Origin of the sequence: Anaeromyxobacter oryzisoli, from assembly GCF_022690765.1 — a bacterium.
Lineage (GTDB): Bacteria > Myxococcota > Myxococcia > Myxococcales > Anaeromyxobacteraceae > Anaeromyxobacter > Anaeromyxobacter oryzisoli.
This window is the reverse complement of record NZ_JALCZA010000036.1, coordinates 1-20,653: the sequence shown is the minus strand read 5'-3', so window position 1 is coordinate 20,653 and position 20,653 is coordinate 1. Positions and strand designations below refer to the sequence as shown.

General features: G+C 74.8%; 18 protein-coding genes and 1 pseudogene. 10 read left to right on the top strand and 9 right to left on the bottom strand.

The genetic code is table 11. The features are described 5' to 3' along the window. From MNZ27_RS12825 to MNZ27_RS12795, 7 genes are all read left to right on the top strand, one after another. The gene (locus MNZ27_RS12825) at positions 1 to 2,895 is read left to right on the top strand and encodes a molybdopterin dinucleotide binding domain-containing protein (RefSeq protein ID WP_242394471.1); all 2,895 of its coding nucleotides are present in this window, start codon (positions 1 to 3) and stop codon (positions 2,893 to 2,895) included. Continuing rightward, on the top strand, positions 2,892 to 4,238 hold the full coding sequence (nrfD, locus tag MNZ27_RS12820; RefSeq protein WP_242394470.1) for an NrfD/PsrC family molybdoenzyme membrane anchor subunit: 1,347 nt from the start codon (positions 2,892 to 2,894) through the stop codon (positions 4,236 to 4,238). The genes MNZ27_RS12825 and nrfD overlap by 4 nt, the downstream gene beginning before the upstream one ends. Continuing rightward, on the top strand, positions 4,228 to 4,725 hold the full coding sequence (locus MNZ27_RS12815) for a quinol:electron acceptor oxidoreductase subunit ActD (protein WP_242394469.1): 498 nt from the start codon (positions 4,228 to 4,230) through the stop codon (positions 4,723 to 4,725). Before nrfD ends, MNZ27_RS12815 begins: the two co-directional genes overlap by 11 nt. Continuing rightward, complete coding sequence (locus tag MNZ27_RS12810) at positions 4,718 to 5,269, top strand: c-type cytochrome (protein ID WP_242394468.1); 552 nt, start codon at positions 4,718 to 4,720, stop codon at positions 5,267 to 5,269. The genes MNZ27_RS12815 and MNZ27_RS12810 overlap by 8 nt, the downstream gene beginning before the upstream one ends. Continuing rightward, the gene (locus tag MNZ27_RS12805) at positions 5,266 to 6,345 is read left to right on the top strand and encodes a hypothetical protein (RefSeq protein WP_242394467.1); all 1,080 of its coding nucleotides are present in this window, start codon (positions 5,266 to 5,268) and stop codon (positions 6,343 to 6,345) included. The genes MNZ27_RS12810 and MNZ27_RS12805 overlap by 4 nt, the downstream gene beginning before the upstream one ends. A gap of 189 nt (positions 6,346 to 6,534) precedes the next feature. Beyond that, positions 6,535 to 7,881 carry a sensor histidine kinase gene (locus MNZ27_RS12800; protein WP_242394466.1) on the top strand — a complete coding sequence of 449 codons (1,347 nt, stop codon included), beginning with the start codon at positions 6,535 to 6,537 and terminating at the stop codon, positions 7,879 to 7,881. A gap of 67 nt (positions 7,882 to 7,948) precedes the next feature. Next, positions 7,949 to 8,290, top strand: coding sequence for a carboxymuconolactone decarboxylase family protein (locus MNZ27_RS12795; protein WP_242394465.1), 342 nt, complete (start codon positions 7,949 to 7,951; stop codon positions 8,288 to 8,290). An 87-nt stretch (positions 8,291 to 8,377) separates the two neighbouring features. Here MNZ27_RS12795 and MNZ27_RS12790 read toward each other — a convergent pair whose 3' ends face one another. Beyond that, entirely contained in the window at positions 8,378 to 8,737 is a 360-nt protein-coding gene (locus MNZ27_RS12790; protein ID WP_242394464.1) for a pyridoxamine 5'-phosphate oxidase family protein, read from the bottom strand. A gap of 141 nt (positions 8,738 to 8,878) precedes the next feature. Between MNZ27_RS12790 and MNZ27_RS12785 the strand changes: the two genes are divergently transcribed. Continuing rightward, entirely contained in the window at positions 8,879 to 10,084 is a 1,206-nt protein-coding gene (locus MNZ27_RS12785; protein WP_242394463.1) for a zinc ribbon domain-containing protein, read from the top strand. Positions 10,085 to 10,155: 71 nt separating this feature from the next. Here MNZ27_RS12785 and radC read toward each other — a convergent pair whose 3' ends face one another. After that, positions 10,156 to 10,842 (bottom strand): RadC family protein, encoded by a 687-nt coding sequence (gene radC, locus MNZ27_RS12780; protein ID WP_242394498.1) that lies wholly within the window; start codon positions 10,840 to 10,842, stop codon positions 10,156 to 10,158. 234 nt (positions 10,843 to 11,076) lie between these two features. On the opposite strand from radC, the gene MNZ27_RS12775 reads away from it, so the two are divergent. After that, on the top strand, positions 11,077 to 11,976 hold the full coding sequence (locus MNZ27_RS12775) for a transposase (protein WP_242394462.1): 900 nt from the start codon (positions 11,077 to 11,079) through the stop codon (positions 11,974 to 11,976). 231 nt (positions 11,977 to 12,207) lie between these two features. Here MNZ27_RS12775 and dapE read toward each other — a convergent pair whose 3' ends face one another. From dapE to dapC, 3 genes are read right to left on the bottom strand one after another with little or no spacing between them, the layout of a single operon-like run. Continuing rightward, the gene (dapE, locus tag MNZ27_RS12770) at positions 12,208 to 13,296 is read right to left on the bottom strand and encodes a succinyl-diaminopimelate desuccinylase (protein WP_242394461.1); all 1,089 of its coding nucleotides are present in this window, start codon (positions 13,294 to 13,296) and stop codon (positions 12,208 to 12,210) included. A 53-nt stretch (positions 13,297 to 13,349) separates the two neighbouring features. Then, complete coding sequence (locus MNZ27_RS12765) at positions 13,350 to 14,174, bottom strand: 2,3,4,5-tetrahydropyridine-2,6-dicarboxylate N-succinyltransferase (protein ID WP_242394460.1); 825 nt, start codon at positions 14,172 to 14,174, stop codon at positions 13,350 to 13,352. After that, positions 14,171 to 15,322, bottom strand: coding sequence for a succinyldiaminopimelate transaminase (gene dapC, locus MNZ27_RS12760; protein WP_242394459.1), 1,152 nt, complete (start codon positions 15,320 to 15,322; stop codon positions 14,171 to 14,173). The genes MNZ27_RS12765 and dapC overlap by 4 nt, the downstream gene beginning before the upstream one ends. 54 nt (positions 15,323 to 15,376) lie before the next feature. Here dapC and sthA point away from each other — a divergent pair, with 54 nt between their 5' ends. Further along, positions 15,377 to 16,810: a Si-specific NAD(P)(+) transhydrogenase gene (gene sthA, locus MNZ27_RS12755; protein WP_242394458.1), complete on the top strand. Its 1,434-nt coding sequence runs from the start codon at positions 15,377 to 15,379 to the stop codon at positions 16,808 to 16,810. A gap of 90 nt (positions 16,811 to 16,900) precedes the next feature. Here sthA and MNZ27_RS12750 read toward each other — a convergent pair whose 3' ends face one another. The 4 genes and pseudogenes from MNZ27_RS12750 to MNZ27_RS12735 all read right to left on the bottom strand — a co-directional run. Then, positions 16,901 to 17,119 carry a hypothetical protein gene (locus MNZ27_RS12750; RefSeq protein WP_242394457.1) on the bottom strand — a complete coding sequence of 73 codons (219 nt, stop codon included), beginning with the start codon at positions 17,117 to 17,119 and terminating at the stop codon, positions 16,901 to 16,903. Between the two features lie 382 nt (positions 17,120 to 17,501). Continuing rightward, positions 17,502 to 18,251, bottom strand: coding sequence for a hypothetical protein (locus tag MNZ27_RS12745; protein ID WP_242394456.1), 750 nt, complete (start codon positions 18,249 to 18,251; stop codon positions 17,502 to 17,504). A gap of 495 nt (positions 18,252 to 18,746) precedes the next feature. Then, on the bottom strand, positions 18,747 to 19,697 hold the full coding sequence (locus MNZ27_RS12740; RefSeq protein WP_242394455.1) for a ParA family protein: 951 nt from the start codon (positions 19,695 to 19,697) through the stop codon (positions 18,747 to 18,749). Between the two features lie 19 nt (positions 19,698 to 19,716). Further along, a pseudogene (locus MNZ27_RS12735) lies at positions 19,717 to 20,653 on the bottom strand (hypothetical protein); the annotation flags it as partial.

Here is a 20,653-nt window from a genome sequence, read left to right as displayed (position 1 = left end):
ATGTCGGATCCCAGCCAGCGGCTGCTCGGGAGGAGGGCGTTCCTCCAGGTCGCCGGCGCCGCGGGCGCGGCGGCGGGGTGCTCGCCGAAGGCGGCCACCGAGCGGCTCGTGCCGTGGATGGTCGCCCCGGAGGACATCATCCCGGGCCGGCCGCTCTTCTACCGGACGGCGTGCCGCGAGTGCAGCGCCGGCTGCGGCGTCACCGCGCGGACGCGCGAGGGGCGCGCGACGAAGCTCGAGGGCAACCCGGAGGACCCCATCGGCCGCGGCGCGCTCTGCGCCCGTGGCCAGGCGGCGATCCAGTCCCTGTACCACCCGGAGCGCTTCAAGGGGCCGCTCCGGCGCGGCGCGGGCGGCGCGCTCGCGCCCGTGTCGTGGGACGAGGCGGAGGACGCGCTCGCGAAGGCCATCGCCGCCGCGCGGGCGAAGGGACCGGGGCGGATCCGGCTCCTCACCCGGCTCGAGCCCGGCAGCACCGGCGCGGTGCAGCGCACGTTCATGCAGGCCGCGGGGGCGCGACCGGAGGATCGGGTCGTCCTCGAGCCCCTCGATCCCGCGCCGCTCCGGGCCGCGAGCGAGGCCCTCCTCGGCGTCGCCGAGCTGCCCGTCGTCGATCTCTCGGCGGCCCGGACCGTGGTGGCGTTCGGCGCCGATCTCGTCGAGACCTGGCGCTCGCCGGTGGAGCTCGCGCGCCAGCTCGCCGACGGCCGCGGGCGCCTCGGCGCGGAGCGGCGGCGGCTCGCGTGGGTCGGGCCACGGCTCGCGCTCACCGGCGTCTCCGCGGATCGCTGGATCGCCTGCCGGAGCGGCGGCGAGCGGGCGGTGGCGCTCGGCGTGCTGCGCGGGCTCCTCGACCCGGCGAGCGGGATCGAGGTGGCCGAGGAGGTCCGGCCGCTCGCGCCGCTCGTCCTCCGGCACGCGCCGGCCGAGCTCGCCGCCCGGGCGGGCGTGGCGTGGCCCGGGATCGAGCGGCTCGCCCGGGAGCTCGCCGCGCGCCGTCCGTCGGCCCTGCTCGCCCCGGGGCCGCAGAGCCAGGCGCCGGACGCGACCGCCCTCGCCGCGGTGGTGCTCCTCGTGAACCTCGCCCTCGGGAACGTCGGGCGCACGGTGCGCTACGGGCTCGACCCGGGCGCGGACGCGCCCTCGTCCGCGGCCGAGGTGCGCGCGCTCGTGTCGGCCCTGGGCGCGGGCGAGGTGGACGTGCTGCTCCTGCAGCACGCCGATCCGCTCGGGACCCTCCCCGCCGCGCTCGGCGTGCGCGAGGCGCTCGCGCGGGTGCCGCTGGTGGTCAGCTTCGCGCTCCGGCCCGATCCCTCCACCGGCGCCGCCCACCTCGTCCTCCCCGATCACCACGCGCTCGAGGCGTTCGAGGACCTGGTCCCGCGGCGCGGCGTGGTGGCCCTCGTGCAGCCGGTGATGGCGCCGCTCGCCGACACCCGGCAGGCCTCCCAGGTGCTGATGGAGGTCGGGGCGAAGCTCACGCCGCCGGCGCCGTTCCCCTCGACGGATCCCTTCGACGTCGTGCAGGCCCGGGCGGCGGAGCACGCGCGGGCCGCCCTCGGCGCCGCCCCGCCCGATCTCGCGCCGGTCCACCGCGCGGCGCTGCAGCGGGGCGGCTACTGGTTCGAGCCGAAGGCGGCGCCCGCGCCGGCCCTCCGCGCCGCGGCGGCCGCCCCGTACCTCGACCTGCCGCCCGCGCCTGCGCCGGGCGCGAGGGCGCTCGCGCTGGTGGTCTTCCCGACCCCGCTCCGCGGCGACGGCCGCGGGGCGGATCTGCCGTGGCTGCGCGAAGTGCCGGACGCGCTCTCGAGCGTCTCCTGGAGCCCGTGGCTCGAGCTGTCCCCCGCCACGGCGCGCCGGCTCGGCGTGCGCACGGGCGACGTCGTCGCCGTCGCCACCGCCGCCGGGCGCGTCGAGGTGCCCGCGTACGTCTCCCCCGGCGTCCGGGACGACGCCGCGGGGCTGCCCCTCGGCCCCGAGGCCCTCGCGCTGCTGCCCGCGGGCGACGGGGCCCACCTCGTCTGGGCCGGCGCCCCGGTGACGGTGACCTCCACCGGGAAGCGGACGCGGCTCCCGCTGCTCGAGGGGAGCCCGTATCAGCACGGCCGTCAGCTCGTGCCCACCGTCACGGCCGCGGCGCCGTCGCCGCCGCGGCCCGACCTCTCGGCGACGATGTACCCGGAGCCCGTCCACCCGGAGCACCGGTGGGCGATGGCGATCGACCTCGACCGGTGCACGGGCTGCCAGGCGTGCGTGGTCGCCTGCCACGCCGAGAACAACGTGCCGGTGATGGGGCCGGACGCGGCGCGCGAGGGGCGCTACATGGGGTGGCTGAAGGTGGAGCGATACCTCGGCGACGAGCCCGGCGGCGCGCTCGACGTGCGGCTCCTGCTCATGCTCTGCCAGCACTGCACCAACGGTCCGTGCGAGCCGGTCTGCCCCGTCTACGCGACGTACCACACGGCGGAGGGGCTGAACACGCAGATCTACAACCGCTGCGTCGGCACCCGGTACTGCTCGAACAACTGCCCGTACAAGGTCCGGACCTTCAACTGGCGCGACGCCCGGTTCGAGCGGCCGCTCGACCTCCAGCTCAACCCCGACGTCACCGTCCGCTCGCGCGGCGTCATGGAGAAGTGCACCTTCTGCATCCAGCGGATCCGGTACGCCGAGAACGAGGCGCGGGACGAGGGGCGCCCGCTCGCGGACGGCGACGTCGTCACCGCCTGCGCGCAGACGTGCCCGACCCGGGCCATCGTCTTCGGCGACGCCAAGGATCCGGCCTCGCGCGTCTCCCGCCTCTCGCGCGACGGGCGCGCGTTCCGCGCGCTCGAGGAGGTCAACGCCCGGCCCGCCATCGCCTACCTCGCGCGCGTGAAGGAGCGCGAGCCATGACCGCCAGCGACTCCTTCCGCTCCATCGAGGAGACCGTGCGCGCGACGCACGGGCGCCCCGGCCTGGCCTACTGGCTCGGGCTCGCCCTCGCCGGCGGGCTCGCGGCGTTCGGGGGATGGGCGTACTCGCTCATCGTCCGGACCGGCCTGCACTGGACCGGGCTCCAGCGCCCCGGGATGTGGGGGAACCTCATCACCGACTTCGTGTTCTGGGTCGGGATCGCGCACTCCGGCACGCTCATCAGCGCCATCCTCTACCTGTTCCGGGCGCGCTTCCGCACCGCCGTCTACCGGGTCGCGGAGATGATGACGGTCTTCGCGGTGATGACGGCGGGCCTCTACCCCATCCTCCACCTCGGCCGGCCGTGGTTCGCGTACTGGCTCTTCCCCTACCCGAACCAGCGCGAGCTGTGGATGAACTTCCGGTCCCCGCTCATCTGGGACGTGTTCGCGGTCTCGACCTACCTCATCGTCTCGACCGTCTTCCTGCTGGTGGGGGTCGCGCCGGACGCGGCCGCCCTGCGCGGCCGGGCGACCGGGTGGCGCCGCCGGCTCTACTCCTTCCTCGCGTTCGGCTGGCACGGCACCGACGAGCAGTGGCGCCACTACACGCGCGCCTACCTCTTCTTCGCGGCGTTCGCGACGCCGCTCGTCGTCTCCGTGCACAGCGTCGTGTCCTGGGACTTCGCCGTCTCGGTGCTCCCCGGCTGGCACTCGACGCTCTTCCCGCCCTACTTCGTGGCGGGCGCGATCCTCTCCGGCGTGGCGATGGTGATCACCATCCTCGTCCCGCTGCGGCGCGCCTTCCGGCTCGAGGACCTCATCACGCCGCGCCACCTCGACATGCTCGCCCGGCTGGTCATCCTCACCGGGCTCATCGTCACCTACTCGTACGCCACCGAGATCCTGCTCGCGGCCCAGGAGCCGGCGAGCGATCCGGAGCGCAGCACGTTCCTCTACCGGATGACCGGCCCCTACGCGCCGGTGTTCTGGACCATGATCGCCTGCAACTGCGGCGGGCCGATCCTGCTCCTCTCGCGCCGCGTCCGGCGCTCGACGCCCGCGCTCCTCGTCATCTGCGTCGCGATCAACGTGGGGATGTGGCTCGAGCGGTTCAACATCGTCGTGACGTCGCTCTCGCACGATCGGCTGCCGTTCGACTGGCGCGTCTACGTGCCGACCTGGGTGGAGTGGGCCGTCACCTTCGGCGCGTTCGGCTGGTTCTTCTTCCTGTTCCTGGTCGGCCTCAAGCTCCTGCCCCCGGTCTCGATCGCGGAGCTCAAGGAGGAGGCCGCGCACCTCGCGGCGCACGCCGGCGCCGAGGAGGCGAGCCGTGGCCGGTGAGCGCCCCGTCGTCGCGACGTTCGCGGCGCCCGCCGACGCCGCGCGGGCGATCGGGGCCCTGCGCGCGGCCGGCTTCCGCGTCGAGGCGGCGATGCCCGCGCCGTTCCCGGAGGTGGTCGCGGCGCTCGGCCGCCCCCGGAGCCGCCTCGGCCTCGTCACCTTCCCCGGCGCGATCGCCGGCCTGGTCGCGGGCACCGCCCTCACCGTGGGCACCTCGGTCGCCTGGCCGCTCGTGACCGGCGGCAAGCCCATCGTCTCGATCCCGCCGTTCGTGATCGTGATCTTCGAGCTCACCGTGCTCGTCGGCGCGCTCGTGAACCTCGCGGCGGTCGCGGTGGGGAGCCTGGGCGGCGCCCGGCGCGAGGCGGCGGTCTCCCGGCCGCGCGCGGTGGAGGACCGGGTCGCCGTCCTCGCGGCCGGCGCGGACCGGGAGGCGGCGCGGCGGATCCTCCGGGAGGCCGGCGCGGAGGAGGTGGCCGATGCGTAGGGCGCGCGCGGTCGGGCTGCTCGTCGCGGCGGCGCTCGCGACGCCGGCGTGCCGGAACGACTGGCGGACGGACATGTGGTACCAGCCGGCGATCCGGCCCGAGGCGGCCCCCCGCCCGGAGCCGGAGCGCTCGGTGCCGCTCGGCGCGGGGCCGCGGTACGAGAGCCGCGATGACACCGAGCAGCTCGCGAACCCCGTCCCGGCCTCGCCCCGCGTGCTCGAGCGCGGCCACGCCCTGTTCCTCGCCCGCTGCGCGCCGTGCCACGGCCCGGAGGGGCGCGGCGGCGGGCCGGTCTCCAGATTCTTCCCGCCTGCGCCGGACCTCGCCTACGTGAAGGTCCGCGAGCGGACCGACGGCTTCATCTGGGGGACGGTCGGCTACGGCGGCAAGGCGATGCCGCCGGCGCGCGAGGGGCTCACCGCCGCGGATCGCTGGGCCATCGTGGACTGGGTGCGCGAGATCCAGCGGACCTCGCCGGTCGTCACGGTCCCGCCGCCCCCGCCGGTCCCCCCCGAGCCCTCCGGCGGAGCGGGGAAGCCATGATCACCGCAGCCGCGCCCCTGCCGCTCCCCCGCTCCGTCGCGCGCATCGCCGCCGCCGCCGTCGCGGTGGGCCTCGTCGCGTTCGTCGCGGGCGTCCTGTCCGGCCACGCCGTCGCCGCGCTCGCGGCGCTCGACGCGAGCTGGCTCTTCTTCGCCGGCCTCTCGGCCGGCGCCGTCGCGCTCGCGGCGGCGGTGCGGCTCGCGCACGGCGGCTGGGCACGGGCCGTCCTCCCCGTCGCCGACGCGGCGACCCGCTTCTTCGCGATCGCGCTCCTGCTGCTCGTCGTGCTCCTCGTCGGCGCGCGGACCTTCATCCCGTGGACGCGCGACGCCTCCGCGCTCCGCCTGGCCGGCCTCGCGCTGCGGCTGCTCCTCTCCAGCGTCGTCGTCTTCGGGCTCGGCGCGCGCGCCGTCGCGGTGGCGCGCCGGGCCGGGCCGACCCCGCGCGACGCGGAGCGGGTCCGCACCGCGAGCCTGATGTACGTCCTGGCGTACGCGGCGGGGCTGTCGCTCTGGGCCTACGACCTCGTGATGTCGCTCTCCAGCGCGCCGCCCTACACGGTCGTCCCCGCCTACTACTTCTTCGGCGCGCTCCTCTCCGGCCTGGCCTGGGTCGCGCTGGTGGCGGCGCTCCAGGACCGGGGCGGCCCGGACCTGCGGCACGACGTCGGGAAGCTCCTGTTCGCGTGCATCGTGGTGTGGAGCTACCTGCTCTGGGCGCTCTTCCTCCCGACCTGGTACGGCAACGTGCCGGAGGAGTCGGCCGCGCTGCTCCGGCGCTGGCGCGGTCCGTACCGACCCGCCTCCGGCGCGGTCCTCGTCGCGGTGTTCGCCTGGCCGTTCTGGCTGCTCTTCTCCGAGCGGCTGAAGCGGCGCCGCGGGACGCTCGCCGCCGGCGCCGGCGCGATCCTGGCCGGCCTGTGGGCGGAGCGGTTCCTGCTCGTGGTCCCGTCGCTCGAGGCGCCGGCGAGCGGCGCCGCGGTGCTCGTGGGCGCCGGCGTCGCGATCGGCGTGGCCGGGCTCTTCCTGCTCGCGATCTCCTGGCCGCCGGCGTCGCGCCCGGCGATCCAGGGCTGATCCGCACGCGCACACCGGCGCACCGCCGCCGCCGTTCACCGCCGACGTCGCCCGGATCCCGACCGCGAGGCGCGCCGGGAGCCACGCCGGGAGGCAGGCCAGGCGAGCTCACGCCGGAATGCCCGGCAGGGATCGCGGGTTCGTTCGAAGTCGCGGCTCCCCTTCGCGACCGCCCGCACCGAGGGTTCCTTGAAGCTGGTCCCGCCGCGCATCGCGCTCGTGCTCGTCGCCGTCGCCCTCGCGACGGTGGCGGGCGGCGTGCTCTCGTTCCACGCGCTCGCGGGGGCGCGGTGGGAGGCGGCCGTCGTCGTGGACGGCTGGCGGACCGTCACGGCGCTGGAGCGCGCGCACGCCCTGCTCCTCCAGGCCGACGCGGCGTGCCGCGACGCCGGAGACTCCGCGCGCTGCGCCGACGCGGACGGCGCGCTCGCGCACGTGGCCGGCGAGCTGCGCGCCGCGGCCGTCCGCGCGGTCGCGGACGAGACGGGCGTCGCGCGCGTGGAGGCGTCGCTCCGCACCTTCGCCGCCGCGGTCGCGCCCGCGGAGCCCCCGGCGGCGGGCGCGCGCCGGGAGGCGGAGGCCGCGCTGACGGCGCTGCGGGCCACGGAGTCCGCCGAGATCGCGCGGCGCGAGCGGAGCGCCGAGCAGCGCGCGGAGCTGGCGGCGCGGGTGCTGATCGCCACGGGGGTGTCGGTCCTCCTCCTGGTGGCGGTCGCCGCGTTCGCGGTGCGGAGCCACCTCAGGGAGCGGGAGCGGCGCGAGCGGGAGCACGCCCGCGCCGCCGAGCTGCAGCAGCAGCTCCTCGCCATCGTCGGCCACGACCTCCGCACCCCGCTCAGCGCCATCGCCGGCTCGGCCGCGCTGCTCGCCCGCGCCCCCGACCTGCCCTCGAGCCGCGTCCCCCTCGCCCAGCGGATCGTCTCGAGCGCCGGGCGCATGTCGCGGCTCGTGCGCGACCTGCTCGACTTCACCCGCGTCCGGATCGAGGGGCACCTGCCGGTCTCGCCCGAGCCGGTGGACCTCGGCGCCCTCTGCCGGCGCGTGGCGCAGGAGCTCCAGGCGGCGCGGCCGGGGACGCTCCTGTTCTGCGAGGTCGAGGGGGACGTGACCGGCGAGTGGGACCCGGTCCGGCTCGAGCAGGTGGTCTCGAACCTCCTCGCCAACGCCTTCCACCACGGCGCGCCCGGCCGGCCGGTCGAGCTGCGGGTGGCCGGCGGCGCCGGCGCGGTCCGGATCACGGTGCACAACGAGGGCCCGCCGATCCCGGACGACGTGCTCCCCCACATCTTCGATCCGTTCCGGCGGGGCGACGCGAGCGCCGCGGACCAGAGCGGCCTCGGCCTCGGGCTGCACATCGCCCGGTCCCTGGTGGAGGCGCACGGCGGGACCATCGAGGTGGCCTCCGGCGAGGGCGGGACCACCTTCACCGTGGTGCTCCCCATGCCGGGGGCCGGGCCGACGCACCGCCCCGGAGCCGGCGGCGCGCCGCGTTCCCCCGGGATCTCGGGGGACGTCGCCAGAGGGACGGGCGCGTGAGGGTAGGACGCCCCAGGGCAATCCCCGAGCCGCGAGTCGCCTCCTACCTCGCCATGCCGGAGGGAACATGCCTGGTCCGGTCTACCCCGCTTCCACTCCCGAGCTCTCGCAGCGCAGGCGCGCGCTCGCGCCCGAGATCGACAAGGCCTTCCGCGAGTTCAGCAAGGCCGCGTTCGCCGACGGCGCGCTGCCCCGGAAGACGAAGCAGCTCGTCGCGGTCGCGGTCGCCCACACGACGCAGTGCCCGTACTGCATCCGCGGCCACACCCTCGCCGCGCTGCGCGAGGGCGCGAGCGAGGCCGAGATCATGGAGGCGATCTGGGTCGCCGCCGAGATGCGAGCGGGCGCCGCGTTCTCGCACGCGGTGATCGCCCTCGAGGCGATGGGCGAGGGCCACCCGCACCCGTAGCTGCTCGACGGTCGCCCCGCCGGACACGGGCGGGCGATCGAGCGAGGCCGCGGTGACGGGCCGGAGGCGTGACCGGCGCGCGGACCCCTATCCCAGCACCTTCTCGACCTGTGTCACGCGGAAGACCACCGCGGCGCGGCACCAGGGGAACCTGCTCCGGAGCTGGGCGTGCACCGGGGTGTCCACCTCGAGGGCGGCGCGGCCGGTGAGGAGGAACCCGATCCCGGCCGGCGCCTTCGCGCCGATGATCATCTGCGCGCCGCTTCCATTCGCGAGGTTCTGCTCGGTCTTGCGGTAGCCGCCCGCCGGAAACGCGAGGGTGTGGTCGTCGAGGATCTGGATGTAGCTGTTCCAGGTCGCGACGAGGTGCGGGCCCTCGGGCCCCTGCGTCACCCATGCCGCCGGCCCCTCGTGCTCCAGCACCGACCGGATCGTCTCCGTGATCACGACGTCCTCCGTTCCGAAGAGAGGCCCCAGGCCTAACCAGGAGCGGCCCGCCGCGCCACGCGGCCGAGCCTCGCCCTCGGCGTTTCACGGTAGGATGAGGCCGGCCGCGTCCGCCGCGAGCGGGGAGCGGGGGAGGCGCACATGTGGAAGAGGCTCGTGGCCCGGGTCGCCGGGCTCGCCGGACACCTGACGCACGCAGGCGAGGGCGAGCCGCTCGGGAAGCTGGCGCTCGCGATCGTCCTGCTCCTCGACGCGTTCGTCCTCGGCGCGATCTTCGAGGGGCTCGACCAGCACACCCGCCAGCTCGCCGCGCCCGAAGACCGCGTGCCGTATCTCTGCCGGACGGCGGTGATCGCCCGCGACTGGAACGCGACGACCCGGCTCGAGCGGCTCGCGGATGCCGTCGAATCCCGCCGCGGCTTCATCTTCCAGGACGAGCGCCGCCCCGCGCCGCATCCGGTCTGCGCGCCCTTCCTCGCGGCGGTGGACGCCGCGTCACGCGACGAGGCGCTGACCCGGACGCTCGGGCATCGCGCGGCGATCGCGCGCGAGCTCGGCGAGGCGCGGGAGGCGCTCTCCCGCGTGAAGGGGAGCTACGACACGGCGCTGCTCCGGACCGTGGCGGGCAAGGCAGGAGCCCCTTCCGGCGTCGCCGCGATCGAGCAGGACGTCCTCGCCCGGACGGCGAGCGTCGAGGCGCTGACCGCGAAGCTCGCCGCCACGGACGCGGAGCTCCAGGCGGCGAGACCGGTCGCGGCGGTCTGGGCGGCGCTCGCGGCCACCCGCGACGCGGACCGCGACCGGCTGGAGGCGGACCTCCGGCGGCTCGAGTTCTGGCACCCGCTGAAGGTCCTCGGGATGCAGCTCCTGTTCCTGCTCCCGCTCCTGGGGGTGTTCTACGCGTGGAGCGCGGCGAGCCTCCGCCGGGGCCGCGGCGTACAGACGCTCGTCGCCTCGCACCTGCTCGTCGTCGCCGCGATCCCCGTGCTCCTGCGGATCGCCGACGCCGTGTACGACGTCCTCCCGAAGCGGCTCCTCCGGGCGCTGATCCAGCTCCTCGAGCGGCTCCAGCTCGTCGCGCTCTGGCACTACGCGGTCATCGCCGCCGCGGTCGTCACCGGGCTCCTCCTCGTCGCCCTCGTCCAGCTGAAGCTCTTCTCCCGGAAGAGGCTGCTCGAGAGGCGGATCGCGAGGGCGCTCTGCCAGGACTGCGGCCGGCGCCTGCCGGCGGGGGCGCGCGCCTGCCCGTTCTGCGGCATGGACCAGTTCCGGGCGTGCCCGTCCTGCGGCGGTCCGATGCACGTTCACGCACCGTTCTGCCAGGAGTGCGGGAAGGCGGCGGCGTAGCCGCGCCGGGACCCGGTCGCTCCCTCGGTGTGTCCGCCGAGGGTCGCCGCGGCCGCGCCCCGCCGGCTCGCCTACCGCCTCCACCGCCCCGCCTCCACGAACGAGTAGTACCCGCCGGCCGCGACGATCACGTGGTCGCGGGCGAGGACGCCGACCAGCTCGGCGGCGGCCCGGAGCCGCTCGGTGAGGTCCACGTCGTCGGGCGAGGGGCTCGGGTCGCCGCTCGGGTGGTTGTGCACGAAGACGAGCCCGTGCGCGCCGTCCCGGACCGCGGGTCGGAGCGCGTCGCGCGGCGAGACGGGGCACTGGGTGAGCGAGCCCTCCGCGACCTGCACCGCCCGGAGCAGGCGCCCGCGGACGTCGAGGAGGATGACGTGGAACGCCTCCCGCTCCGCGTGCGCCGCGTGGCGCATCAGCTCGAAGACGCGCCCCGGGTCGAGGCACCGCTCCCCGCGCCGGGGCGGCGACCACGCCCCGCGCCGGCCCAGCTCGAACGCCGCGGCGAGGGCGGCCGCCCGGGCGAGGCCGATCCCGGGGCAGGCGGCGATCACGTCCGGCGCCGCCCAGGCCAGCTCGCCGATCGGCACCGCCTCGAGGAGCCCCAGCGCGGCGGCCCGGGCGGAGAGCTTGCTCGTCCCCGTGCCGAGGACGAGCGCCACGAGCTCGGCGTCGGAGAGGGCGCGCGGCCCGTCGGCGACGAGCCGTTCGCGAGGGAGATCGAGGTGCGGCAGCGGGGAGGTGTCCGAGGCGAACGGCATGCGGACGAGCCGCAGCAAGGATCGTTCCCGCCGGGGCGCCGCGATCGGCACGCCGAAGCCGGGCGGGTCCGGCCGCGCCGCGGCCCCCAGGGGCGCGCGCCGGACCGCCCGCCCACCCCGACCGAGAGAAGTTTTCCCGGACCATCCGTCCGCCGCGCGGACGGCCGCCGCTGCCCAAAGTCCCGCAGTTCAGGCGATCCCTCCTCGGCACGCCGGTTGCCCTGGGCCTCCGGCATGACCGCGCCCAGGCAACTTTTCGAGGGCACCACCTATCTCGTCACGCGCCGTTGCTCGGAACGCCGCTTCTTCCTCCGTCCATCGAGGAATACCGACGACATCTTCCGGTACGTCCTCGCCATCGCCGCGAACCGGTACGAGATCCAGGTGCACGCGTTCTGCGTGCTCTCGACTCACTTCCATCTGGTCGTGACCGACCCGCACGCCCGGCTCCCCGAGTTCCACCGCTACCTCGACGGCCTGGTCGCCCGGGCGATGAACTGCTCCCTTGGCCGGTGGGACGGCTTCTGGGAGCGAGACAGCTACAGCGCGGTCCGGCTCGAGACCGACGACACGGTGATGGAGAAGATGGTCCACGTCCTCGCGAATCCCGTCGCCGCCGGCCTCGTCCGGCGCGGCCGGGAGTGGCCGGGGCTTTGGTCCGACCCGGCCCTGGTCGGCGGAGAGCCCATCGTCGCGAAGAAGCCCGCGGGGTTCTTCCGCAAGATGGGCCGGATGCCGGCCTCGGTGAGCCTCCAGCTCCACAGGCCCCCGGGGTTCGAGTGGGACGCCGCCTTCGCCGAGCGGCTCGGGAAGGCGCTCCGCGATGCCGAGGACCGCGCCGCGGCGGAGCTCGCGGGTGAAGGCCGCTCCTTCCTCGGCGCAGCCCGCGTCCTCGCCCAGAAGCCCTACGCGCGCCCCGCCCCCGGCGAGCCGCGGCGGGGGCTCAATCCTCGCGTCGCGTGCAGGAGCAGGTGGAAGCGGATCGAGGCGCTCCAGCGGCTCGAGGAGTTCGGATGGGCCTACCGAAAGGCGCTCGAGTCGTGGAGGGCGGGCGCGCGCGACATCCTCTTTCCCCCCGGCACGTGGCTCATGCGCGTCCAGCACGCCGCACTATGCGGCGAGGCATGCGGATAGTTCCATCGCGCCACCAGTCCACGCAGGCTCCGCCGACTCTCCCGATGAGCCGCCGCGGGATGGCGCACGTCGCCACACCAGCGTTCGTGCGCCGTGGACGGCGTTCGGGCTCTCGTTGTGCACTCTTCCCGGCGCTCATCGCGTCTCGTCGGCGAAGTCTTGCCTCGCCACTCCGCGCCTGACCCCGATCCGACCCACCGTTGTGCAGTCCCTTCGTTCTCCTTCCCCGCACTACTCTCGGTCGGGGCCAAGGAACCGCTCGAGGATCCGGTAGCCGGCGTCGAGGGCGGCGAGCTCGACCCACTCGCCCTGCTGGTGGGCCTGGGCGTTCGCGCCGGGGCCGAGGTTCGCGGCGGGGATCCCGGCCTGGGCGAGGCGGGCCACGTCGGTCCAGGCCTGCTTGGGCTGGGCGGCGATCCCGGTGCGATCGAGCAGGCGCCGCACGAGCGGGTGGTCCGCGTAGGCGGGGCACGCGGGCGAGAGGTCCGTCAGCTCGACCTTCGCCCCGAACCGCGCGCCGAGGGCGACGAGCTCCGCGGCGGCGGCGTCGAGCGCCTTGTCGGGCGCGAAGCGGAAGTTCACGTTGAGCGTGCAGCGATCCGGCACCACGTTCCGGGCCCGGCCGCCCTCGATCCGGGTCACGCTCGCGACCTCGCGGAACACGAGCCCGCCGCTCACCGCCTCGCGCGGCGGGCGCCCCTCGAGCTCGGCGAGGAGGGCGCCGGCGGCGTGCACCGCGTTCCGCCCCTGCCAGGGCCGGGCGGAGTGGGCGCTCTTCCCCTCGAAGGTGAAGGTCCCGTGGATCGAGCCTACGCAGCCGAGCTGGAGCACGTTGTCGGTCGGCTCGAGGCAGAGCGCGAGGTCCACGCCGCGGAGCTCGTCCGCCTCGCGGAGCACGTCGCCGAGCTCGTTCTCGAGGAACGGGCCCTCCTCCCGGGCGTAGAAGACCAGCAGGAGGTCCGCGAAGCGCGCCGTCCGGGGGAGCCGCTCGGCGAGCTCCATCATCACCGCGAGGCCGCTCTTCATGTCCGAGCTGCCGGGCGCCACGAGCCGGCCGCCCTCGCGGCGCGGCGGCCGCCCGCGGTCGGCCTCGTGGATCGGCACGGTGTCGAGGTGGCCGCAGAGCGCGAGCCGCGGCCGCCCCGGCGCCGCCGGACCGTCCACCTGCACGACGACCGAATCCTTCACCCGGCGCACGAGCGGGGAGCGCGCCCGCGCCCAGGCCTCGACCTGGTCGCACAGGGCGCGCTCCTGCCCGATGGGCGAGGGCGTCGCGCAGAGCGCCTCGACGCGCCGGGCGAGGGATTCGGCGAGATCCATTCGTTACCCTTGTGCCCCGAGCCGAGCCGGAGGGCTCGGCGCGTCGGTCCTGATCAGACCTGCACCTCGAAGTCGCGCAGCGCCTGGTTGAGCGACACCTTCTTGTCGGTCGAGGCGTTCCGCTTCCCGATGATCAGGGCGCACGGGAGCTGGAAGGTGCCCGCGGGGAACTGCTTCGGGCGCGTGCCGGGGATCACCACCGAGCGCGCCGGGACGTGGCCCTTGTAGACGACCTCCTTCGGGCCGGTGACGTCGATGATGGGCGTCGTGCGGGTGATCACGACGTTCGCGCCGAGGACGGACTCCTCCTCGATGAGCGCGCCCTCCACGATGATGCAGCGGCTCCCGATGAAGCAGCCGTCCTCGATGATGTTCGGCCGGGCTCCGGGGGGCTCGAGCACGCCGCCGATCCCGACGCCGCCGGCGAGGTGGACGTTCGCGCCGACCTGGGCGCAGGAGCCGACGGTCGCCCACGTGTCCACCATCGAGTTCGCGCCGACGCGGGCGCCGATGTTCACGAAGCCGGGCATGAGCACCGCGCCGGGCTCGAGGTGCGAGCCGTAGCGGGCCACGCCGCCGGGCACCACCCGGACGCCGGCCTGCTCGAGGTCCTTCTTGAGCGGGATCTTGTCACGGGCCTCGAAGGCGCCGTGGCGCGTCGTCTGCATCGGCGAGATCGCGAAGAACAGGTTCACCGCCTGCATCAGCCAGGCGTTGACCTTCCACTCACCGTCGCGCTTCTCGGCCACCCGCAGCGTGCCGCGGTCGAGGCCGTCCAGCGCCTTCAGCACCGCCGCCTTGGTCTGCGGGTCCGACAGCCGGGCCCGGTCGGCGAACGCCGCCGAGACCAGCCGTTCCACGTCGTTCCAGTCGCTCATCCGTCGATCCTCTTCCAGGCCGTGATGGCCTCTTCACATTCCTCGAGCGTCGGCACCAGCGCGACGCGTATGTAACCTTCACCCGCCCCGAACGCGGTCCCCGGCGCCACCACGATCCCGCCCTCGAGGAGCCGCAGGGCATAACTCGCCGACGTCTCCCCCGCAGGGACGCGGACCCAGAGGTAGAGCGTCGCCTCCGAGGCGTCGGCGACGAGCCCGCGCTCCGCGAAGAAGCGGAGGAACCGGTCGCGCTTGCGCCGGAAGATCTCGCGGCGCTCCGCCGGGTGCGCGTCGTCGCCCCAGGCCGCCGTCGCGGCGGCCGAGACGAAGGCCGGCGAGGAGACCCCCGGGTGGCTCCGCACGCCCCGGAGGACCTTCACGAGATCCGGGTCGCCGGCGAGGAAACCGCTGCGATAGCCGGTCATCCCGCTCCGCTTCGAGCAGGAGTGGACCGCGAGCACGTTCTCGAGCTGGACCTCGAGCATCGAGGCGGGGCGCTCGCCGTAGTAGATGTCCGCGTAGCACTCGTCCGAGGCCACCACGAACCCGTACCGGAGCGCCGCCTCGCCGACGCGGGCGAGGTAGTCGCGGGGCGCCACCGCGCCGGTCGGGTTGTGCGGGTAGCTGATCCAGAAGATCAGGGTCTGCCGGAGCGTCTCCTCGCCCACGTCCTCGGGCTCGAGGAGGAACCGACGGGCGGCGGTGAGCGGCACCTTCACGGGCTCGAGCCCGGCGAAGCGCGCGCCCACCTCGTAGGTGGGGTAGCCGGGATCCGGCATCACGATCTTGCGGCGGGACGGGTCGCCGGCGAACGCGAGCGGGAGGTGGAAGATCGCCTCCTTGGCGCCCGCGCAGGCGAGCACCTGGGACTCGGGATCGACGGTCACGCCGAACCGGCGCCGGAGGTAGCCGGCGATGCTCCGCCGGAGCGGCGCGGTCCCGAAGGCGCTCGGGTACTGCGAGACCTCGGGGACGGCGGCCCGGAGCGCCTCCCGGATGAACGCGGGCGTCGGCTCCTTGGGATCGCCGATGCCGAAGTCGAACAGGCGGACGCCGCGGGCCGCGAGAGCCCTCCTGCGCTCGTCGATCTCGACCGAGAGGTTCTTCTGGACCTGCGAAAGGGCGGGATTCTTCGGGGTGTTGCGCACGGAGCCGTAGAGAATATCGAACTCCGGGCCGGCGCGCATTATATGGCCGCCTGCATGCTCTCCTACGACGTGGTGGTCATCGGCAGCGGCCCCGCCGGCGAGAACGGCGCGATCCAGGCGGCCTTCCTCGGGAAGAAGGTCGCCCTGGTCGAGAAGGAGGCGGTCCCCGGCGGCGCGTGCGCGAACACCGGCACGATCCCCTCGAAGGCCCTCCGCGAGACCGCCCTCGCGATCAAGCAGGCCCGCGCCCGCGACGTGCACGGGATCGAGTTCACCGTCTCCGGCACCGTCACGGTCCCCGAGCTGATGGGCCGCCGCGGCCTGGTCACCGCGCGCGAGCACTCGCGCATCCGGGACGCCCTCAACCGGGCCGGCGTCGAGATGTTCCGCGGGGTGGCCAGCTTCGTGGATCCGCACACCATCCGGGTGTCGGTGCCCGACGGCGGCGAGCAGGACCTCCACGCCGACGTGGTCCTCCTCGCCACCGGCACCCGCCCCTTCCACCCGCCGCAGTACGCGATCGACAACGCCCGGATCTACGACTCCGACTCGATCCTGATGCTCGACCGGGTCCCGCGCTCGCTGGCGGTCCTCGGCGGCGGGGTGGCGGGCTGCGAGTACGCGTCGATCTTCGCGGCGCTCGGCGTGAACGTGTCGATCATCGACTCGAAGGAGCGCCTCCTGCCCTGGCTCGACGCCGAGGTGTCGCTCGCGATGCAGGATCTCTTCGTCGAGGCCGGCATCGACCTGTACCAGCGGACGCGGGCGGTGAAGCTCGAGGCGAGCGACCGGGACGTCCTCGTGACGCTCGCCGACCGCTCGCGCCTCGTGGCCGAGAAGGTCCTGGTCGCGGCGGGCCGGGTGGGCAACGTCGAGTCGCTGAACCTCGGCGCCGCCGGGCTCCAGGCGAACGACAAGGGGCTGCTCGAGGTGAACGCGTTCTACCAGACCGCGGTGCCGCACGTGTACGCGGCGGGCGACCTGGTGGGCTTCCCCGGCCTCGCCTCGACCTCGATGGAGCAGGGGCGGGTCGCGATGAACCACGCCTGCGGCGGCGCCCGCACGCAGAAGCTCTCCTCGCTCCTCCCGGTGGGCATCTACACGATCCCGGAGATCTCGGGCGTCGGCGACACCGAGGAGGCGCTCCGCGCGCGCGGGCAGGCGTACGTGGTCGGCAGGGCGAGCCTGACCGGGAACGCCCGCGCCAACCTGGTCGGCGAGGCGGTGGGCTTCCTCAAGCTCATCGCCGACACGGAGGGCGGGAAGCTCCTCGGCGTCCACTGCATCGGACCGCACGCCTCCGAGCTCATCCACCTCGGCCAGGCGGTGATGAGCCACGGCGGCGACCTCAACTACTTCGTCGAGGCGGTGTTCAACTACCCGACCCTCGGCGAGGCCTACAAGCACGCCTCGTACGACGCCCTCGAGCACATGCGCGAGCGCGCCAACGTGACGCCGATCGAGCGGGCCGCGGCGCAGAAGGTCTGACGGCGACCCCCGCTCGCTGAGCACGAAAATGGCGGGGCGCCCTCCCGGACGCCCCGCCTCCCTCCCCCTCGAAATCGATGTTTCAGCGCGTCACTTCAGCTCGAGCGGCCCCAGGCGATCGATCGGGACGTCGAGCATCTTGCCGTTCGGGAGCAGGTTCGGGGGAACCGTGCACGCGCCGGAAGACAGCTTGTATCTCTCGCATCTCGTGAAGTCGCCCTCGCAGTAGTAGGACTGCCAGACCTTGAGCGAGGACTTCAGCGAGAACTGCTTGAAAAGCGGGCACGCCACGACACGGCTGCAGGCCATCGTGCTCCTCCCCACCGAGCGGCTCCGGCGCCCCTCGACGCGCGGCCACCGACCGGCTGCATTCTAGTCGGGGCGCCACGAGGGAGGATTCGGCACCCACGCGGCTTGTGGTCGCACACGGGAATCCCGCGGGCGATCGCGGGCTCTCATCACCCCTTTGACCAGCGAGCGGGCACGGTCCGAGTGTGCGCGTGTCGCACCTCGAGCCTGCACGCGCGGACTCCGCGATCTTCGACTCGGCGCCCTTCGATTTCGCGCCCTTCGACTCCGCGCCCTTCGACTCCGCGCCCTTCGACTCCGCGCCGCGCCTGGCGCGGCGCTCAGGGCGAACGGGGGGGCGGCGCTAACTCAGGGCGAACGAGACGGGGGCCGAGGAGGCGGTTCACCCGAGCCGGGCGCGCGCCTGCGTGAGGGCGGCGTGGACCTGCTCGAGGGCGCGCTTCGCGCTCGCGAGCTCGTCGCGCTCGGCGCGGAGGTGGTCCACCTCGCCCGCGAGCTGATCGCGCTCGCGCGCGAGCTCGCCCACCGCGGTCCGGAGGCGCGCGCCGTCGGCGGCGCCGGCGCGGAGCTCCTCGCCGAGCCGCTCGACCTCCGCCTCGCGCTCGGCGCGCTGCTTCGCCTCCTCGTCCGCGCGGCGGGACACCTCGTCGAGCAGCCGCGCGCGCTCCTCGTCGAGCGCCGCGAGCGACTGCGCCCGGCGCACGGCGCCGTCGCGCTCGTCCTCGAGCGCCTCGAGCTCGACGAGCAGCTCGCCGAGGACGCCGCGCTTCTCCTCCAGCTCCTTCTCGACGGCGGCGAGCCGCTCCGAGACGCCGCGCGCCTCGCCGGCGGCCCGCGCGAGCTCCTGCCGCGCGCCGTCCAGGTCGGCGCGGAGCGCCTCCTCGCGCTCGCGGGACCGGGCGAGCTCGCCCTCGAGGTCGCGGACGAGGCCCAGGACGCTCTCGGCGGCCTGCGCCGGATCGGCGGGGACCGGCTCGATCCGGGCGGCGGGGCGCGCGGCGTCGGCGACGCGGCGTTTGATCCGGTCGAGGCGGTCGCGGCGGGCGACGACGTCGTCGGGAGGCGAGGCCTCGGGCCCGAGGTCTGGGGAAGAGACCTCGGGCGTCAGGCTCCTGGCCGCGGGGAGAGGCACGCTGGCGGACGGGGCCGAGCCGGGGGATGGCGTCGCGTGAGAGATCGGGGTCTCCGACGCGGGTGCGGTCGCTTCCGAGATCGCGTCCGAGGTCGCGGTCGGGGGCGTGTGCGAGCGCGCCGCAGCGAGCGCCGTCTCGACCGCCGCCGTCACAGCGACGCGAGGTCCGAGGCGTGAAGCCTGAGGCCTGACTCCCCCCGCGGTCGAAACCGCGGCCGCGCCGTCGGTCTCGCGCGCAGCCGGCACCGCGCCGTCAGTCCCGAGGTCTGACGCCCGAGGCCTGCTCTCGCCGAGGGCCCGAGGCGCGGCTTCCCTCGCGGTCGGGACCGCGCCGGCGACGTCCGCCTCGACCGCAGCCGGCGACGCCGCCCGAGGCTCGAAGCCCGACGCTGGAGGCCTCGCCTCGTCGTCCGAGGCCTGAGGCCTGATCGCCCCTGCGGACTTCAACCTGGGGCGGAGCTTCGGGATGTTCGCGTCGAAGGCCTTGCGCATCGCCTAGGCTCCAGCGGCGTCGGCCGCCTGCGCGGCGGCGCGGACCCGTTCGAGGATCTCGAGCTGGACCGCCTCGATGTCGTTCGCCCCCTTCGACTCCCAGTCGTACCCGAAGATGGGGCAGCCCTCGCTCGACGCCTGGGCGAACTTGGTGCACTGCCGGACCACGGAGTCGAGGAGGTACTCCGCGTAGTGCGCCTTCAGGGCGTCGAGCGCCTCGCGGGCGATCTTGTACGTCTGGTTGTACGCGTTCACCACGATGAAGATGTTCTCGAGCTGGTGCGACAGGTCCTGCTCGAGCCCCTGGATGGTCTCGAAGAGGAGCCGCAGCCCGTCGTAGGAGAGGAAGTCGGCGAGCACCGGGATCACGAGGTCGGTCGCCGCCATGAGCGCGTTCAGGTTCAGCAGCCCGAACGACGGCGGCGCGTCGAGCACCACGAAGTCGTACTTCGCCCGCACCGGCTCGAGCGCGTTGCGGAGCCGGAACTCCCGGCCCGCGAGCGGCATGAGCGCGAGGTCGATGGTGCTCATCGCGAGGTTCGCCGGGACGAGGGCGAGGTTCGGCATCCCCGTCTTCACCGTCACCTCGTCGATGGGGACGCGGCGGATGAGCACGTCGTGCAGGGTCCGCGTGAAGGACGAGCCCTCCTCGCCGAGGCACTTGGTGGCGTGCCCCTGGCTGTCGAGGTCGATCATCAGGACGCGGTAGCCGCGCTCGGCGAGCCGGTAGGCGTACGACGACGAGATGCTCGTCTTCCCGGTGCCGCCCTTGAAGTTCAGGAAGAGCTGGATGCGGTGCGGGAACGGCTCGGGGAACTTCTCGAGCTTCTCGCGCAGGACCGCGAGGTCCCCCAGCCCGAGCCCGTCCTTCCGGCCGAGGGTGGCGACGACCTGCTTCTCCGTCGCGCCGACGATCTCGGCGAGGCGCTTCGCGGTGTACCGGACGTTCTCCATCGAATCCTCTGGAATCCTCTCAGGCCATGAACCAGCGGGTGCCGCGCTTCGCGACGGTGCGCTTCGACTCGAGCGCGGCGAGGGTCGCCTCGATCCGCGGCGGCGGGACGCCGAGGGTGGCGGCGAGCGCCTCCGGCGTGCAGCCGCGGAGCGCGCAGCGGAGCTCGCCGACGACGGTCGCCTCGAGGTCCGGCGCGGGGGGCTCGTCCGCCGCCGCGGCGCGGCTCGCGAGGGGAGCAGGCGAGGCGAGCTCGGCGATGGCGACCCGGGCCGCCCGGGCGATCGAGGCCGGCAGCGCGGAGGCGGCCTCGCGGCGCGCGACCTTCGGCGGTGCGCCCTTCGACTCCGCGCCGCTTCGCGGCGCTACGCTCAGGGCGAACGGTGCGCTGCCGTCCAGCTCGCGCCCTGGATGCGGATGCCCGCCGCGGTGCGCCACGCTCGGGGCGAGCGGTCCGCTGCCGTCCTCGGTCGCGTGAGCCGTCGCATTCGGCTTCACGTTCGCCTTCGGGGCTGCGATCGCGGTCGATGCACGCTCCGACTCCGCGCCGTTTCGCGGCGCCACGCTCGGGGTGAATGGAGGAGGGGGCACGGTCGAGGTCGCTACAACGCTCGCGGTCGCGCTCGCATTCGCGTTCGCGGCCACGTTCGTGCGATGCCCGGGGCCTTCACCGCGCCCCGCAGCCCGGCGCCGGAGCCCAGCCCCCGCCCCGACGATGACGGCCTCCCGGAGCGTGGCGCCGTCCATCGCGGCGAGCTTCGCGGCGATCCGGCGGGAGGCGGCGCGGCGCGCGGAGGGGGAGCCCTCGGTCTCGACGGGCTCGCCGGCGAGCCGGGCGAGCGCGGTCGCGGCGACCCGCCGGACCGACGCCTCGGGGTGCTCGAGCGCGCGGGCGAGGGCGTTCTGGGCCGCGACGGTGGGGCGCCCGGCGAGGGCGGCCGCGGCGGCGCGGGCGACG